The sequence below is a fragment of the bacterium genome (assembly GCA_026129405.1).
GTDB lineage: Bacteria > Desulfobacterota > Binatia > DP-6 > DP-6 > JAHCID01.
The window spans coordinates 275064-290942 of record JAHCID010000004.1; the positions used below are offsets into that span (position 1 = coordinate 275064).

The following is a 15879-nucleotide window of genomic DNA, read 5'->3' on the forward strand; positions in this document are numbered from 1 at the left end:
CAACGTGTCCGAGCTGTTCGTCTCGTTCCAGGGCGAGGGTGTGCACGCCGGGCGCCGTCAGCTGTTCGTGCGCTTCGGCGGCTGCCCGCTCCGCTGCCGCTGGTGCGACACGCCGGCGAGCCTCAAGCCCACCAGCCATTGCCGCGTCCTCGGCGCCGACGGCGTCCACGTGCGCGCGAACCCGCTCGACGTCGAAGCGCTCGCGGGCGAGGTCGCGGCGCTGCGCGCGCTCGCCCCGCCGCTGCACGCGATCGCCGTCACCGGCGGCGAGCCGCTGGTCCAGGCCGACTTCCTCGCGGCGTGGCTCGGCCGTGGCAGGCACGGCCTGCCGGTGCTGCTCGAAACCGCGGGCATCCTGCCGGAGCGGCTCGCCCGGGTGCTGCCGCACGTCGCCATCGTGAGCCTCGACCTCAAGTGCCCGAGCAACACCGGCGAGCGTGCGCGCTGGGACGAGCACGATGCCTGCCTCCGCCTCGCGGCCGAGGCGGGGCGCGACGTCTACGTGAAGATGCCGGTCGACGAGACCACGCGGCCCGAGGAGGTGGAGATCGGCGCGCGGCTCGTGGCCGCCGTCGACCCGACCGTGCCGCTCTTCCTCACCCCGATCACCGCGCCCGACGGCCGGCTCGAGATCCGACCGGAAGGCCTCGAGCGCCTGCACGCCCTCGCCAGCCGATGCCATCCCGACGTTCGCGTCCTGCCGCAGCTGCACAAGCTCCTCGGCGTCCTGTGACGCGCTTGCCGCTCGACGTCTCGGACGAGATGCCGGCGGCGCGCGCCACCCGCGCCCGAGCCATCGCCCGCGCGCTCGCCCGGACCTATCCCGACGCCTGGTGCGAGCTCGACTACGACGGCCCGTGGCAGCTCGTGGTGGCGACCATCCTGTCGGCGCAGTGCACCGACAAGATGGTGAACCAGGTCACGCCGGGCCTGTTCCGGGCTTACCCGACCCCCGAGGCCCTGGCCGCGGCGCCGCCGGCACGGGTCGAGGAGCTGATCCACCGCGCCGGCTTCTTCCGGCAGAAGACCAAGTCGATCCAGGCCGTCGCCCGCGCCGTCGCCGGCGAGTACGGCGGCAAGGTCCCCGACGACATGGCCGCGCTCACCGCGCTGCCGGGGATCGGTCGCAAGACCGCCAACGTAGTCCTCGGAACTGCTTTCGGTCACCCGGCCATCTTCGTGGATACGCACGTGAATCGCCTTTCGAACCGGCTCGGCCTGACGGTCCGGGACGACCCCGTGAAGATCGAGCGTGATCTGCAGGCGCTGCTCCCGAAGAGGGAGTGGACGCACTTCGCCCATCGCCTGATCCACCACGGCCGCCGGGTGTGCGCCGCCCGCAAGCCGCGCTGCAGCGCCTGCTCGCTCAGCCGGTGGTGCCCCCGCATCGGGGTCACGACGTCATCCTGAGCCGCGGTCCGATTCGGCACGAAATGGAAATTTCGGGCGAACGATCGTTATTTGACCTTGACATCCACCGGGGGTGACGGTACGGTTGCGCGCCTTTTCAGAAGGAAATCCGACGGGTTAGGAGAGCCAGGGGGAGATGGCCGTCTACACCGTGATCGACCGCGGCGCGCTGAACGACCTGATCGAGGACTATGGACTGGCGAAGCTCCTCGGCTTCTCCGGCATCCCCTTCGGGTCGGTCAACAGCAACTACCTGCTCGAGACTCCGCGCGGTAAGCATCTGCTGCGGATCGACGAGGTGAAGGGCGAGCTCGACGTGAAGCGCGAGCTCGACCTCCTGATCTTCCTGCGCAAGCACAACTTCCCATGCCCGCAGCCCGTCGCCGACCGGAAGGGGCGCTGGTACCGCGAGGTCGGGGGCAAGTGCTACTCGGTGTACCGCTGGGCCGACGGCAACGTCGCGACCGTGCAGCGGCTCACGCCGACGCGCCTCGAGATCGTCGGGCGCCATCTCGCCGACCTCCACACCATCGGCAAGAGCTACAAGAAGGGCATCGACAACCGCTTCAGCTACGAGCGCATCTCCGATCTCTACGCCGAGGTGCGCGACCGCCTACCCACGTACTTCCGGAAGATCGTCCGAACCCTCGACGACGAGGTCGACTACCTCCAGCACTACCTGGAGAACAAGCTTCCGAAAGGCGTCATCCACGGCGACCTCTTTCCCGACAACCTCCTGTTCAAGGGCGACAAGCTGATCGCCATGATCGACTTCGAGGCGGCGTGTCGGGGCAAGTTCGTCTTCGACCTCGCCACCGCGGTGAACGCGCTCTGCTTCGACGGCGAGACCTACGACCTGCGCCGATTCGAGGCGCTCATCATGGGCTACGAGTCCCTGCGGCCGCTCTCCCTGGCCGAGTGGGACGCGTTCCCGAACGAGCTGCGGCTTTCGGCGCTCCGCTTCACGGTCACGCGCCTGCGCGACTTCTTCCTCCAGCCCATCGACGGCAACGGCCAGCAGCGTCTCGACAAGGACTTCCGCGAGTTCTACGAGCGGCTGCGTGTGCTGCGTCGCGAGCGCGAGGGCGGGATGGAAGGCCTCCTCATGGCCATGGCCACGGGGTACGACTACCGGAAGTACCAGCGGGTCAAGGCGCTCGAGAAGAAGGGCTCCAAGTAGTCGCCCGCGACCCCGCACGAGGGGGCTTCCGTGAAGATCGTCGACCTCTTCGGCCGCGGGCGGCCGCTCATCTCGTTCGAGTTCTACCCGCCCAAGACGCCGGAGGGCGAGGTCGCCTTGATGAAGACCATCGAGGCGCTGCGCCCCCTCGAGCCGGCCTTCGTGTCGATCACGCGCACGGGCGGCTCCGACCGGGCGGTCTCCGTCGAGCTGGCGGCGCGCGTGCGCGCGCTGGGCATCGAGGCGGCGGCGCACGTCACCGCCATCGAAGCGACGCGCGACGAGCTCGCCCGTCACTTCGAGCTCATGCTCGCGCGCGGCATCGAGAACGCCGTCACGATCCGCGGCGACGTGCCGCCCGATCCGAGCTTCCGCCGGCCCGCCGGCGGCTTCCGCTACGCGGTCGACATGGTGCGCTTCGTGCGCGAACGCGGCTGGCCGATCTGCCTCCTCGGCGGAGGGCATCCGGAAGGCCATCCCGAATGTCGCGACCTCGAGCTGAGCGTCGAGCACCTGCGCGAGAAGGTCGATGCCGGGCTCGACGTCGTCGTGACGCAGCTCTTCTACGACAACCACGACTACTTCGCCTTCGTGGAGCGGGCGCGCCGCGCCGGCATCCGCGTGCCGCTCGTGCCCGGCATCATGCCGATCACCAACGTCGCCCAGATCCGCCGCATCACGCAGCTCTCGGGCAACGCCATCCCCGCCGAGCTCGAGGCGCGCATGCGGGCGGTCCAGGACGAGCCCGAGGCGGCACGCCGGCTCGGCATCGAGTGGGCCACGCGGCAATGCACGGAGCTGCTCCGCGGCGGGGCGCCCGGCATCCACTTCTACACGCTCAACCAGTCGCCGGCGACGCGGGCCATCTTCGAGAACCTGCGCCGGGAGGGCCTGGTCGGGGCGTGATCCGCGCCTTGCCGGAACCGGCCCCATCCCGTATCGGGGCGGGCATGCCCGACCAGGCCGTCATCGAGAAGCACGTCGCAGCGCTTCTGCGCGTGCTCGATCCGGAGCCCGACCGCGAGGGGCTCGTGCGCACGCCCGAGCGCGTCGCGCGGGCGTTCGCCCACCTCACCCGGGGTTACGAGCAGGATCCGCGCGGCATCATCAACGGCGCGCTCTTCACCGAAGAGTACTCGGAGATGATCGTCGTGCGCGACATCGACTTCTACTCGCTCTGTGAGCATCACATCCTGCCGTTCTACGGCAAGGCGAACGTCGCCTACATCCCGCGCAACAAGATCGTCGGCATCAGCAAGATCGCGCGCCTGGTCGAGGTCTTCGCGCGCCGGCTCCAGGTGCAGGAGCGGCTGACGACGCAGGTCGCCAGCACCATCCAGGAGGTCCTCGACCCGCTCGGCGTGGGCGTCGTGCTCGAGGCCGAGCACCTCTGCATGCGCATGCGCGGCGTCGAGAAGCAGAACTCCAGCGTGGTGACGAGCGCGATGCTCGGCGCGTTCCAGACCGCGTCGAAGACGCGCGAGGAGTTCATGACGCTGATCGCGCGGCGCTGAGCGCCGATGGCTGCGCGCCGCCTGGCGGCCGACTGCCTGCGGCTCCTCGGCGCGTCGCCGGCCACCGTCGCGGTGACGGGCGACCACGATCGTGCGCTGATCGCCGCCCTCGGCGCGTGCGGGGCGGCCGCGCCGCCGGACGGCGCGGCCGCGGCCGTCGTGAGCTTCCGCGGTGCGCCCGCGGATCCGGCCGTACGCCAGGCGTGTCTCGCCGCCGTGCGCCGGCGGCTGCCGCCGGGGGCGCCGCTGCTCCTCGTCGACCACAACCAGCCGCGCACCCTCGGCCGGCGGCTCGTCGGCGTGGCCCAGCTCGCGGTGGTCGGCCTCGGCGCCGCGCGCGCGCGTTATCCGGCGGCGCGCGAGCTCGCGGCCCTCGGATTCGCCGTCGAGCGCCTGCGGCTCGCGTGCGGCGAGCGCGTACAGCTCGTGCTCGCGCGCGTGCCGGACTGACTCAGAAGAGCGCGAACCAGGGCGCCCGCTCGCGCGACGGCGGCGCCACCACGATGTGGTAGTGGTCGAGCAGCTTGCCCTGCGAGCGCCGCCACTGGGCGACCGAGATGGAGTAGTCGAGGTGCGCCTGCACCTCGGCGACGCGCGCCTCGGTGAGACGCTGCTGGAAGTCGAGGAGGTCCTTCGTGGTCGCCATCCCGACCTCGTACCGCTTCTGCTGGTTGCGGACGTTCTCCTCGGCGAGCTCGCGGGCGACGCGCGACGCGTCGATGCGCTGGCGCCCGGAAAGCACGTCGGCGACGGCCTGCCGCACCTCGAGCGTCACCTGCGAGAGCAGCTCGCGGTGGTTCAGCTCCGCCTGGTTGGTCTCGATGCGCGCGCGGGTGTGCTGGCTCTTGGCGGCCGCATTGTCGATCGGCACCTCGAGCTGGAGGCCGAAGCTGTAGCTGTGGAAGTCGCCGCCGCTCAGCCGCGCGTAGGCGTCGCGGCGCGGGCCGGCGTACGGCGAGAACGCCGGATCGGGCGGCGGACAGCTGTAGACGTTCGGGGCGAGGAAGGTGCAGCCGCCGGTGTCGCTGTCGCTCAGCACGGGACCGCTGCCGAACGCTCGCGCCCGCCCGACGCCGCTGAGGCCGTTGACGCCATAGCCGCCGACGAGGTCGAGGCGGGGGAGCAGGGCGTTCTGGGCGATCTTCTCCGCGAACTGTCGCGCCTCGACCCCGCGCGACGAGGCGGCGATCTCGGGCCGGTCGGCGAGCGCCGCGTCGAGCGTCTCCTCGAGATCGATCTGGACCTTCTCGGGCTCGGCGTACTCGACCGGCTCGAGCGAGCGCGGGACGAACGTGCCGTTCGGCCGATAGAAGCACAGCTGCGCGAGCTGCTGGCGCGTCACCTCGAGCAGGTTCTGCGCTCGGATGAGGTCGTCCTCGCGCGCCTTCGCATCGGCCTCGGCCTCGAGGATGGCGACGGGCGGCAGCAGTCCGACGTCGACGCGCGCCCGGTTCTCCCGCGTGGTGGTCTCGGCGAGATCGAGCGCCTGCTGGCGGACCTGCACGTTCGCGCGGGCGCCGACGACGTTCAAGTAGGCGCGGATGACGTCGCGCACGAAGTCGGCCAGCTCCGCCTGGAAGGCGTAGACGGCGGCCTCGGCGGTACGCTCCTGCACCCGGACGACGAGATAGGAGAAGTCCCAGCCGAAGTCGCGCAGCAGCGGCTGCACGAGCGAGAAGCCGAGCTGGGGCGTGTACTGGGGGCGCAGCTCGAAGAACTGGGCGTTGTTGTCGAGGCGCTCGTTCAGGAAGTCGAGCTCGAACCGCGTGCCCGTGCGGAACATCTTGCGCAGATGGGCGTTCGCGCTGCGCGTCTCGATCACCGAGGTTTCGGTCTGCGCGAGCGCGCTCGGGTTCGGCGTGATGTCCTTGCCGTAGGCGAGGTCGCCCGCGAGCACCGGGTCGAACTGCGACTGCGCTTCGAGCACCTGCGTCTGCACGCGTGCGGGCTCGAGTCGCCGGGCGGCGATGCGAGGGTTGTTCTCCAGCGCGAGTCCGATCGCCTCCTTCAGGGTGACGGTCTGCGTCTCCTCGTCGCGCGTGGCCGGCACGGGCACGTCGAGCGCGGGACTCGGATCGATGCCGGACTTCCACTGGTCCGGGATCACGGTGAGACGCCAGGGCGACGGCGGCGGCACGGCCGGCGCCTCGCCCGCACGGGCGTGGCCGAGGAGCGCGACCACGCAGAGGACGACGGACGAGAGCAGCACGCCGGACATCCGTGCAGGCGACATTCCGGCGCGGGTTAGTGGATCGACTCGGCGGAGTCAACGCGCAGGGGCGCATGCCGCGTGCCGCGTTTGACACCCACGGAACCCCAACGGACAACGATTGACGGGCCCGAGCGCGGGCGGGGAGGGCGGACGATGCGGATCATGATCGTGTTGGCGCTGCTGGCGGCGCAGCTCGCGGGGGCCGCCGTCGCGCGCGCCAAGACCATCAACGTCGAGTTCAAGTTCACGCCCTACACGGGCGACACGTCCGCCGACCACGTCGAGACGGTGCCCGGCACGGCGACGGTCTACCTGAACGGCATCGTCGTCGCGACGCAGCCGATCGTGAAGGACGAGGTGCCGGTGCTGTTCGATGCGCGCGAGGTGGGTCCGGCCGTCTGGGTCCCGGCCGCGTCGTTCGCGGAGCTGCTGCGCAAGGGCCGCAACACGATCCGCGTGGAGTTCGCGCCGAGCGCCGCCGCGCCGTACACGGCCGAGCTGCGCTGGGCCGAGGTCACGGACCAGGTCTTCGAGGACGAGCGTCCCGGCGGCGGCCGGGCCACGAACCAGGCGAACGAGGGCGTCGCGCGCAAGAAGGGCAGCGGTGCGCTGACCATGAAGCGCGAGTTCCAGGCCGATTTCGCCGTCGAGCGGCCGTGGCACGCCTACCCGCCGGTCACGTCGCTGACCGACGAGGATCGGGAGAAGATCCTGGCGGTGGCGGCCGAGCGCGCGGCGTGGTTCGCGCCGGACTTCGCGGGCATCTACCGGGCGCTCGAGGGCAACGAGCACATCCAGGTTGCGCAGCTGCGTGCCGCGCGCTGCCTCGACCAGGTCTATCGGGCCGGTCTGCGCGTCGGGCCCCCGAAGCCGGGCACCTACGACGTGGTGACGACCGGAGGCCCCGCGGTGGTCGTCCAGCCGAAGGGCGAGATGCTCTACGACGTCGATCGCGCAGCCCTCGCGAAGGTGAAGGACGAGGACGTGCAGATGTGCGCCGGGATCGCGCTCGCGACGGTGTATCAGCCCCGCCTCGTCGTCGTGCGCGCCCCGGACGGCACCTGGCAGGCGTTGCCCTGACACCCGAGCGGCGCGACGCTGCCCGCCGCGGGCGGCGCCGGCTGCGGCGTCCGGCATCGCCTTGACAGGGCGCGAAGGCGGCGGCTAAACGATCCGACGGCACGACTGGCGTTCGCGTGGAATCGACCACGAGGAAGTGCTGATCGAGCAGTGGGCCGAACGCCTGGGCCCCTGTCGCAACCCCCAAACGTTGCATGGTCCAGGTGCCGTCGTGATCAAGAAATATCGTCTCGCCCCGCGTCCTACTCCCGTCGTTCCCGTCGTGTCGGCCGCCCGGTCGCTGCCGGGTACCTTCCGCCGCACGCCGCAGCGTGGGGCCGTTCTCGGTGACGTTCCGTACGTCCCGGCGCGCGCCTGAAGGGGCCGACCATGGCGTACCGCGTGCTGGTGAGCGACTCGCTCGGCGTGGAAGGGCTCGGGCGGCTCCAGGAGCAGTCCGACCTCGAGATCATCGCGAAGCCCGGGCTCTCGCCGGCCGACCTCAAGGTGGCCGTGCGCGAGGTCGACGCGCTCGTGATCCGCAGCGGCACCAAGGTCACCGCCGAGGTGATCGCCGCCGCGGAGCAGCTGAAGGTGATCGGTCGCGCTGGCATCGGCGTCGACAACGTCGACGTCGACGCCGCCACGAAGCGCGGCATCGTGGTCATGAACACGCCCGGCGGGAACAACGTCACCACCGCCGAGCACACCATCGCGATGCTGATGGCGCTCGCGCGCAACATCCCGCAGGCCGCGGCTGCGGTGCGCGCCGGCGAGTGGCCGCGGGAGCGCTGGATCGGCACGGAGGTCTGCAACAAGGTCCTCGGCATCGTGGGCATCGGCAACATCGGTGCGATCGTCGCCGAGCGCGCCGTCGGCCTGCGCATGAAGGTGATCGCGCACGATCCGTTCGTCACGCCCGAAGCCGCCGCGCGCCTGCGGGTCGAGCTGGTCTCCTTCGACGATCTCGTGGCCCGTGCCGATTTCGTCTCGATCCACGTGCCGCTCACCGCGGAAACCCGCGGGCTCATCGGCAAGGACGTGCTGGCCCGGATGAAGAAGGGCGTGCGTGTCGTCAACTGTGCGCGGGGCGGCATCGTCGACGAGACGGCGCTCGCCGAGGCCATCGAGAGTGGCCACGTCGCGGGCGCGGCGCTCGACGTGCTCGAGAAGGAGCCGGCGAAGAAGGACCACCCGCTGCTCCAGCTCGACCGCGTGATCTGCACGCCGCACCTCGGCGCCTCCACCGCCGAGGCGCAGGTGAACGTCGCGGTCGCCATCGCACAGCAGGTGGGCGAGTTCCTCACCAAGGGAACGATCCACAACGCGGTGAACGCGCCGTCGCTGTCGCCGGAGGTGCTCCAGGTCCTGCGACCGTATCTGCGGCTCGCCGAGAAGCTCGGCGCGCTCGCGGCCCAGCTGCGGGGCGGGGTGCCCGAGGAGGTCGCCGTCCAGACCACCGGCGAGATCGCCGAGCGTGAGGGCAAGGCGCTCACCACCGCCGTCCTGCGCGGCCTCCTCGACAAGGTGATCGACCTCGACCTCAACTACAGCGTCAACTACGTGAACGCGCCGAGCATCGCGCGCGATCGCGGCATCCGCGTCGTCACGTCGCGCGTCGACACGCCGACCGACTATGCCAACGCGATGCAGGTGACCCTGAGGCACAAGGACGGCTCGCAGACGTGCGTGCAGGGCGCCGTCTTCGGCTCGGACACCGTGCGCCTCACGCGCATCGACGACTTCCGCATGGAAGCGGTTCCCGAGGGCCACATCCTGATGCTCCACAACCGCGACGTCCCCGGCGTCGTCGGCCGCGTCGGCACGCTGCTCGGCGAGAGCGACATCAACATCGCCGGTCTCGAGCTCGGGCGCGAGAAGGTCGGTGGCATGGCGCTTTCGCTCTTCCACATCGACGATCCCGTCCCCGCGGACGTCCTCGATCGGCTGCGGAGCGCGCCGAACATCGTCTCCGCGGAGCTGCTGAGGCTCTGATGTCGGCGACGGCCATCATCGGCACGCAGTGGGGTGACGAGGGCAAGGGCAAGGTCGTCGACCTGCTCGCGGCACGCGCCGACATGGTCGTACGGTTTCACGGCGGCAACAACGCCGGACACACGCTGGTCGTGGGCGGCCAGAAGACGATCCTCAACCTGATCCCGTCGGGCGTCCTGCACCACGGCAAGATCTGCGTGCTCGGCGCCGGCATGGTGCTCGACCCGCGCATCCTCGTCGGCGAGATCGACGCGCTCCGCGCGCGCGGCTACCTCACGGAAGACCGTTGGCTGCGCATCAGCGAGCAGGCCCACGTGATCATGCCGTACCATCGCGCCATCGACAAAGCGCGCGAGCGGCTGCGCGGCTCCGGCGCCATCGGTACCACCGGCCGCGGCATCGGCCCGGCGTACGAGGACAAGATGGCGCGGACGGGCATCCGCGTCGGCGATCTGTTCGACGATCACAGCTTCGAGGCGCTGCTCGCGCGCAATCTGCGCGAGAAGAACGCCTACCTCGAGGCGATGCTCGGCGAGTCGCCGCTCGACTTCGCCGCCATCCACGAGGAGTGCCGCCAGCATCGCGACCGGCTCGCGCCGTTCGTCGCCGACACCGGCGCCGAGGTGCGCGCCGCCGCCGCCCGTGGCGTGCGCGTGCTGCTCGAAGGCGCGCAGGGCATCATGCTCGACGTCGACCACGGCACGTACCCGTTCGTCACGTCGTCCAACGCCGTCCCCGGCGGCGCCGCCGCGGGCGCCGGCTTGCCGCCGAAGCTCATCGGCCGCGTCGTCGGCATCGCCAAGGCCTACACCACCCGCGTCGGCGGCGGTCCGTTCCCCACCGAGCTCACCGATGCGCTGGGCGAACGCCTGCGCGCCGACGGCGACGAGTACGGCTCGACGACGGGCCGCCCGCGCCGCTGCGGCTGGTTCGACGCCGTCGTCGTTCGCCTTGCCGGCGCCCTCTGTGGGCTCGACGCCATCGCGCTCACCAAGCTCGACGTGCTGACCGGCATCGATCCGATCCGCGTCTGCGTCGCCTACGAGATCGACGGCAAGCGCCACGACCTCCCGCCCGCGACCCAGGGCGCCTGGGAGCGCATCAAGCCGATCTACGAGGAGCTCCCCGGCTGGAAGGACGACATCGGCAGCGCCCGCTCGCTCGACGAGCTGCCGGCGGCGGCGCGGCGCTACATCGACCGCTTGTCGGCCCTGGTCGAGGCGCCGATCACCCTCGTGTCGGTGGGTGCGGCGCGCGAGCAGACGATCCGCCTCGGCGACGTGTTTTGAGGCGGGCGGGGCGGCTCAACGCGGCACGATCGCCTGCCCGCCGTCCTTGCGCGGATCCCCGGCCGCCGCGAAGCCGCCGTCCGCGAGCATCGCCACCGCCGACACCGCGCCCAGCGCGCGGAGCTCCTTGATCGGGTGCCCGTAGCGCGCCAGCGCCTCGCGGGTGGCCGCCGGGACGCCGGGCTCGACGACGATCGCCGGGGGCACGCCCTGGTCGTGGATGCGCGGCGCGGCGACGGCCGCGGGCACGTCCATGCCGAGCGCGATCGCGTTCAGCAGCACCTCGGTGGTCCCGGAGATGATGAGCGGGCCGCCCGAGCCGCCGACGACCAGCGCCGGACGGTCGCCCGCGACCACGATGGTCGGCGACATGCTCGACTGCGGGCGTTTGCCCGGGCGGACCGCGTTCGCCTCCGAGCCGAGCAGGCCGTAGACGTTCGGCACCCCGGGGGCGACCGCGAAGTCGTCCATCTCGTTGTTGAGGACGATGCCGGTGCCGGGCACGGCGATGCCCGCGCCGAACGAGGTGTTGATCGTGGTCGTGAGCGCGACCGCGACGCCGTCGCCGGTGACGACCGAGACGTTGGCGGTGCCCGCGTCGCGCGGCGGGTCGACCTGCGGCGTGACCCGTGTCGGCGAGGCGAGCGCGCGGCGGATGTCGGCGAGCCGGGCAGGCGCGAGCAGGTGCGCCACCGGGACGTCGGTGAAGCCCGGGTCGCCGTACCAGCGGGCGCGGTCGGTGAAACCCTGGGCGAGCGCGCCCGCCAGGAGGTGGAGCCACGGTGCCGTCAGCGCGTCGGCGCGGGTGGGCTGGTCGGCGCCGAGGATGCCGAGGACCTCGAGCACGATGCCGCCGGAGCCGGGGGGGGGGAACGTCCACACGTCGTGGCCCCGGTACGTGTCGCGCAGGGCGGTGCGCCACTGCGGGCGGTAGGCGGCGAGGTCGTCGGTCGTCAGCACGCCGCCGCGGGCGGCGACGGCGGCGGCGATCCTCGCGGCGACGTCGCCCGCATAGAACGCCGCGCGGCCGTGCGCGACCACGGCTTCGAGCGTGCGCGCGAGGTCGGCCTGCACGATGCGCGCGTCGGGCGCGGGCAGGGCGCCGCCCGGGCCGAGGAAGATCGCGCGCAGGTCCGGGTCGGCGCGCAACAGCTCGGCCGTGCGCTCGATCGCGCTGCGCAGCGTCGGCGCGTCGGCGAGCGGGACGCCGTCGCGGGCGAGGCGGATCGCGGGAGCCAGGACCGCCGCGAGCGGCGCCTGGCCGTGGCGCGCGTGCAGCGTCACCCAGCCGGCGACCTCGCCTGGCACCGCGACCGCGAGCCCGCCGCGGCGCAGCCGCTCGGGCGCCGGCGTGCCGTCCTCGAAGAAGCGCTCGGGCGTGGCAGCGGCAGGCGCGGTCTCGCGGAAATCGAGCGCGTCGACACGGCCGTCGGCGCGCCGGACGAGGGCGAAGCCGCCGCCGCCGATGCCGCACGACTGGGCGTGGACGACGCAGATCGCGGCGGCGGCGGCGATCGCGGCGTCGACGGCGTTGCCGCCGCCGCGCAGCAGCTCGGCTCCTGCGTCGGCCGCCAGCTGGTGCTCCGTCGCCACGGCGCCCGGTGTCGCCCATGCGGGCACGCTGCCGAGCAGGAGCAGCAGCCAGGCGAGCGCGGGCGTGGGCGTGGTGCGCCGGAGCGCGGCGCGGAGACGGGGACGGCGTTCCGGGGCGTGCGGCACGCGTCCGAGTAGCCGGGCGGCCGAGTCCGGGCAAACGGTTGCCGGTCGGTCCGGCTGTGCTATCAGGGCGCGCACGATGGCCAAGGCCTCGCGGGCGAAGCGGCGCGTGGAGCCATTCGGCGAGCGGGAGTTCTATCTCGAGGAGTTCCGCGGTCGCGCCGTGCTCATCGCCATCGCGCCGTCGGTGGTGGTCGCGCACGCGCCGCTGCGCTCGCTCACCGCCGCCGTATCGACGCTGGTGCAGAACGACACGCGCGTCGTCGTGTGGTGGCCGGCCGTGGTGCCGGCGGCCGAGCGCCGTCTCCTCGCCGCGCTCGGCCGGGCGCCCGCGAAGGTGCGGCGCTGGAAGGCGCGAAAGAAGAAGGTGCGGCGGCGCCCGTCGAGCGTGCTGCGGCTGCGCGTCGCCGACCTCGCCTCGCCGGGCGGCGAGCAGGACCTGCGTAGCGCGCTCTGGACGCGGCTGCGCGCGTCGCGGCTGTGCGTGCTCGCCGTCGGCGGACCGGCGGCGTTTCCGCGCCAGCCGCTCGAGCTCGCGGCCGCGCTGCGGCTGTCGAAGGTCGTGCTCACCGATCCCGGCGGCGGACTGCTCGCGGGGAGCAGCCGCCTGTCGTTCGTCGACGAGAACCAGCTCGAGACGCTGGTGCGGCAGGGCGAGGCCGAGGCCGAGTGGACGGGCCTCGGTGATCGGCGCGCGCTCCTCGTCTCGGTGCGCGAGGCGCTCGATCGCGGCATCGAGCAGGTGAACCTGTGCTCGCCGGACGGCATCAGCGAGGAGCTGTTCACGTACGCGGGTTCGGGGACGCTGTTCACCGAGGGCGACTACACGCGCGTCGGCCCGCTCGGTCTCGACGACTTCGCCCAGGCCGAGCGCCTGCTCGAGCGCGGGCAGCTCGCCGGCGTGCTGAAGGCGCGCACGCCGGCGGAGATCGGGCAGCTCCTGGCGTGCGGCTACGGCGTCACCGTCTGCGGGCGTCACCTCGCCGGCGTCGCAGGGCTCCTCACCGCGCCGTACCAGGACGAGCGCATGGGCGAGATCGCCGGCCTCTACACGATCACGCGCTTCAAGGGGGAGGGGCTCGGCGATCGCCTGGTCGCGCGCATGCTCCAGGACGCCGAGGCACAGGGGCTCGGGGCCGTCTTCGCGGTCACCGTCGACGCGCGGGCGCGCGAGTTCTTCGAACGGATGGGCTTCGCTGCGGTCTCCCCCGACGACGTCCCCGCGGCGAAGTGGCGTGGCTACGACCCGAAGCGCCGCCAGCACGTGGCGGTGCTCCGACGGCGGCTGCCGGGCGTTGCCGAAGCCGCGGAGCGACGCGCATGAGCGGGGCGCTGCGGCTTCTCGGCGTCCTGGTGCTGGTGGCCGGCGTGGCCGGCGGCGGCGTCGCGGGCGCGCTCTTCCTCGGCGACGCCCACTATGCGGAGGTCGCGGCCGCGTACGAGCGCCACCCGACGCACGCTCTCTTCCAGGCCGAGTACTGGGCGGCGTCGGCGCGCCACTGGGCGCTGCTCGCGGCCGCCGTCGGCGGGGCGCTGATCGGTCTCGTCTGGGGCGGCCTGCTGCTCGGGATGGCGACGCTGCTCACGCGCACGCGCCGCTGACGCCGCACCCCGAAAACGGAAGAGCCGGGCGACCCGTGAGGGCGGCCCGGCTCGTCACTTCAGGAACCTCGGACGCCGTTCAGGCGGGGCGCTTGAACAGGGTCTGCATCTTCATTGCGAGACCCATGTCGCCCGAGATCTTGAGCTTGCCGCTCATGAACGCCATCTGGCCGTTCAGCTTGCCCGTCGTCATGTCGACGTAGTCCTGGGCGGCCATCGACATCGTCATGTTCGCGGAGGGCGCAGTGCCCTTCTGCACCTCGGCGGCGCCGTCCTTGATGGTGACGTACCACTGGCCACCATTGTCACCGCTCAGGTTGAACTGGATGGTCGCGTTCACGCCCTTCGCCGCATTGGCGTCGAGCTGGCCGGGCATCGCGTCGAAAATGTCCTGCGGGGTCATGGATGAAACTCCTCCTCTCAAGGGTGGTGGGGGCTGACCGGCTTAGGTAGGCTGGGCCTGCGCAGCTTGTCAAGCAATGCGGACCCTCGATGACGCGCTCCTCGCGCGGCTCGCGTCGCACGGGTTGAATCTCGTCGGCGCGACGTCCGTCGCCGCCTACGATGCACGCGCCGGCGCGCGCACCGCGCTCGCGCCGCGCCTGCCCGACGCGCGCACCGCGGTCGTCGTCGGCAACGGCGGTGGGGCGTTCTGGACCGCGTTCGCGCGCTCGCGGCCGCGCGACGACGTTCCCGTGGCACATCCGCTCGACGCGTTCACGCGCCGCCTCGTCGAGACCATCGCCGCCGACGTCGCCGGTCTCGTCGGCATCGTCTATCCCTTCGATCCGGTGCCTACCGACTTCCGCACGCTGGCGGCGTGCGCAGGCCTCGGCAGCCCGAGTCTCCTCGGGCTGCTCGTGCATCCCGTCTACGGGCCCTGGATGGCGCTGCGCGCGGCGTTGCTCGTGCGCGACGAGGTCGCGCTGCCGCGGCCGGCCGACGGCTTCGATCCGTGTCCGTCGTGCACCAGCCGCGCCTGCATCGCCGCCTGCCCGGGCGGCGCCGTCCGCGACGCCGGGTGGGACGTGCCCGCGTGCGTCTCCTACCGCGCCGCGGCCCCGGGACGCTGCGACGCGGGATGTCACGCCCGCCTCGCGTGCGTGCTCGGCCCCGAGCACCGCTATCCCGACGCCGCGCTCGCCTTCCACCAGGGGGCCGCGCGCACGATGCTCGCGCGCACCCGGACCTGACCCGCGTCAGCCGAGCGTCGCGAGGAAGGCGTTCGCCAGCTCCGGGGCGCGTCCCGCCTCGTCGTGCTTCAGGAAGACGTAGACGCGCTTCCAACGCGGCACGGCGCGCAGGCGCTCGGCCCAGGCGGCGAGGGCGGCGTCGGTGTAGTCGTCGCGTCGCAGGCGCACGTAGCCGAACGCGGCGGTGGAGACGATCGGGGTCGTCGACTCGTCCGTGTCGGCGATGCAGAGCGCGACCCGATGGCGCGCCAGCAGCGCGTAGATCTCCTCGTCGAACCAGGACGCGTGCCGGAACTCCATCGCGACCTCGCAGCCGGACGGCAAGGCGGCGAGGAAGCTCGCGAGCCGTTCCGGGTCCGCGCGCAGGTGCGGCGGCAGCTGGAAGAGGAGCGGACCCAGCTTGTCGCCGAGCGTGCCCACGCGACGGACGAACTCGCGCGTGGCGTCGCCGGCGTCCTTGAGACGCAGGTGGTGCGTGATCCGCTGCGGGGCCTTCAGGGCGAAGCGGAACCGCGCCGGCGTCTGCTGCGTCCACTTCTCGAGCATGGCCGGCGCGGGCATGCGGTAGAAGCTGTGGTTAATCTCCACCGCACGGAACACCGTCGCGTAGTGCGCCAGCATCGCGTCCGCGGGCAGGTCGGCGGGGTAGAAGCTCCCGCGCCAGGGTGCGTAGCTGAAGCCCGACGTTCCGACGAGGAGACGCGGAGCG

General features: G+C 72.1%; 16 protein-coding genes. 12 read left to right on the forward strand and 4 right to left on the reverse strand.

What is annotated here, in order from left to right; genetic code table 11:
* Nucleotides 1-4 precede the first annotated feature (4 nt).
* The 6 genes from KIT14_16865 (at nucleotide 5) to KIT14_16890 (ending at nucleotide 4554) form a co-directional block, all read left to right on the forward strand.
* Nucleotides 5-733 carry a 7-carboxy-7-deazaguanine synthase QueE gene (locus KIT14_16865; GenBank protein ID MCW5892195.1) on the forward strand — a complete coding sequence of 243 codons (729 nt, stop codon included), beginning with the start codon at nucleotides 5-7 and terminating at the stop codon, nucleotides 731-733.
* On the forward strand, nucleotides 676-1410 hold the full coding sequence (gene nth, locus KIT14_16870) for an endonuclease III (GenBank protein ID MCW5892196.1): 735 nt from the start codon (nucleotides 676-678) through the stop codon (nucleotides 1408-1410). Before KIT14_16865 ends, nth begins: the two co-directional genes overlap by 58 nt.
* A 136-nt stretch (nucleotides 1411-1546) precedes the next feature.
* Entirely contained in the window at nucleotides 1547-2590 is a 1044-nt protein-coding gene (locus KIT14_16875) for a homoserine kinase (protein MCW5892197.1), read from the forward strand.
* Between the two features lie 30 nt (nucleotides 2591-2620).
* Complete coding sequence (locus tag KIT14_16880) at nucleotides 2621-3496, forward strand: methylenetetrahydrofolate reductase (protein ID MCW5892198.1); 876 nt, start codon at nucleotides 2621-2623, stop codon at nucleotides 3494-3496.
* 44 nt (nucleotides 3497-3540) lie between these two features.
* Nucleotides 3541-4104, forward strand: a complete 564-nt coding sequence (gene folE, locus KIT14_16885) for a GTP cyclohydrolase I FolE (protein MCW5892199.1) — start codon at nucleotides 3541-3543, stop codon at nucleotides 4102-4104.
* Nucleotides 4105-4110: 6 nt separating this feature from the next.
* Nucleotides 4111-4554, forward strand: coding sequence for a hypothetical protein (locus KIT14_16890; GenBank protein MCW5892200.1), 444 nt, complete (start codon nucleotides 4111-4113; stop codon nucleotides 4552-4554).
* Nucleotide 4555: 1 nt separating this feature from the next.
* Here the strand turns inward: KIT14_16890 and KIT14_16895 are convergent, their stop codons facing one another.
* Nucleotides 4556-6337 carry a TolC family protein gene (locus KIT14_16895; GenBank protein MCW5892201.1) on the reverse strand — a complete coding sequence of 594 codons (1782 nt, stop codon included), beginning with the start codon at nucleotides 6335-6337 and terminating at the stop codon, nucleotides 4556-4558.
* Nucleotides 6338-6469: 132 nt separating this feature from the next.
* On the opposite strand from KIT14_16895, the gene KIT14_16900 reads away from it, so the two are divergent.
* The 3 genes from KIT14_16900 to KIT14_16910 all read left to right on the forward strand — a co-directional run bounded on the left by KIT14_16900 (nucleotide 6470) and on the right by KIT14_16910 (nucleotide 10659).
* Nucleotides 6470-7396: a hypothetical protein gene (locus KIT14_16900; protein MCW5892202.1), complete on the forward strand. Its 927-nt coding sequence runs from the start codon at nucleotides 6470-6472 to the stop codon at nucleotides 7394-7396.
* A gap of 369 nt (nucleotides 7397-7765) precedes the next feature.
* Nucleotides 7766-9370, forward strand: a complete 1605-nt coding sequence (gene serA / locus KIT14_16905; protein MCW5892203.1) for a phosphoglycerate dehydrogenase — start codon at nucleotides 7766-7768, stop codon at nucleotides 9368-9370.
* The gene (locus tag KIT14_16910; GenBank protein ID MCW5892204.1) at nucleotides 9370-10659 is read left to right on the forward strand and encodes an adenylosuccinate synthase; all 1290 of its coding nucleotides are present in this window, start codon (nucleotides 9370-9372) and stop codon (nucleotides 10657-10659) included. The genes serA and KIT14_16910 overlap by 1 nt, the downstream gene beginning before the upstream one ends.
* 15 nt (nucleotides 10660-10674) lie before the next feature.
* Here KIT14_16910 and ggt read toward each other — a convergent pair whose 3' ends face one another.
* A complete protein-coding gene (gene ggt / locus KIT14_16915) occupies nucleotides 10675-12378 on the reverse strand; it encodes a gamma-glutamyltransferase (protein ID MCW5892205.1) in 1704 nt (567 codons plus the stop codon).
* Nucleotides 12379-12454: 76 nt separating this feature from the next.
* Between ggt and KIT14_16920 the strand changes: the two genes are divergently transcribed.
* Complete coding sequence (locus KIT14_16920) at nucleotides 12455-13699, forward strand: GNAT family N-acetyltransferase (protein ID MCW5892206.1); 1245 nt, start codon at nucleotides 12455-12457, stop codon at nucleotides 13697-13699.
* The gene (locus tag KIT14_16925; GenBank protein ID MCW5892207.1) at nucleotides 13696-13977 is read left to right on the forward strand and encodes a hypothetical protein; all 282 of its coding nucleotides are present in this window, start codon (nucleotides 13696-13698) and stop codon (nucleotides 13975-13977) included. The genes KIT14_16920 and KIT14_16925 overlap by 4 nt, the downstream gene beginning before the upstream one ends.
* A gap of 79 nt (nucleotides 13978-14056) precedes the next feature.
* Here KIT14_16925 and KIT14_16930 read toward each other — a convergent pair whose 3' ends face one another.
* Nucleotides 14057-14380: an SCP2 sterol-binding domain-containing protein gene (locus KIT14_16930; GenBank protein ID MCW5892208.1), complete on the reverse strand. Its 324-nt coding sequence runs from the start codon at nucleotides 14378-14380 to the stop codon at nucleotides 14057-14059.
* Between the two features lie 76 nt (nucleotides 14381-14456).
* Between KIT14_16930 and KIT14_16935 the strand changes: the two genes are divergently transcribed.
* Nucleotides 14457-15170, forward strand: coding sequence for a ferredoxin (locus KIT14_16935; GenBank protein ID MCW5892209.1), 714 nt, complete (start codon nucleotides 14457-14459; stop codon nucleotides 15168-15170).
* Between the two features lie 6 nt (nucleotides 15171-15176).
* Here KIT14_16935 and KIT14_16940 read toward each other — a convergent pair whose 3' ends face one another.
* A complete protein-coding gene (locus KIT14_16940) occupies nucleotides 15177-15791 on the reverse strand; it encodes a DUF72 domain-containing protein (GenBank protein MCW5892210.1) in 615 nt (204 codons plus the stop codon).
* Nucleotides 15792-15879: the final 88 nt, after the last annotated feature.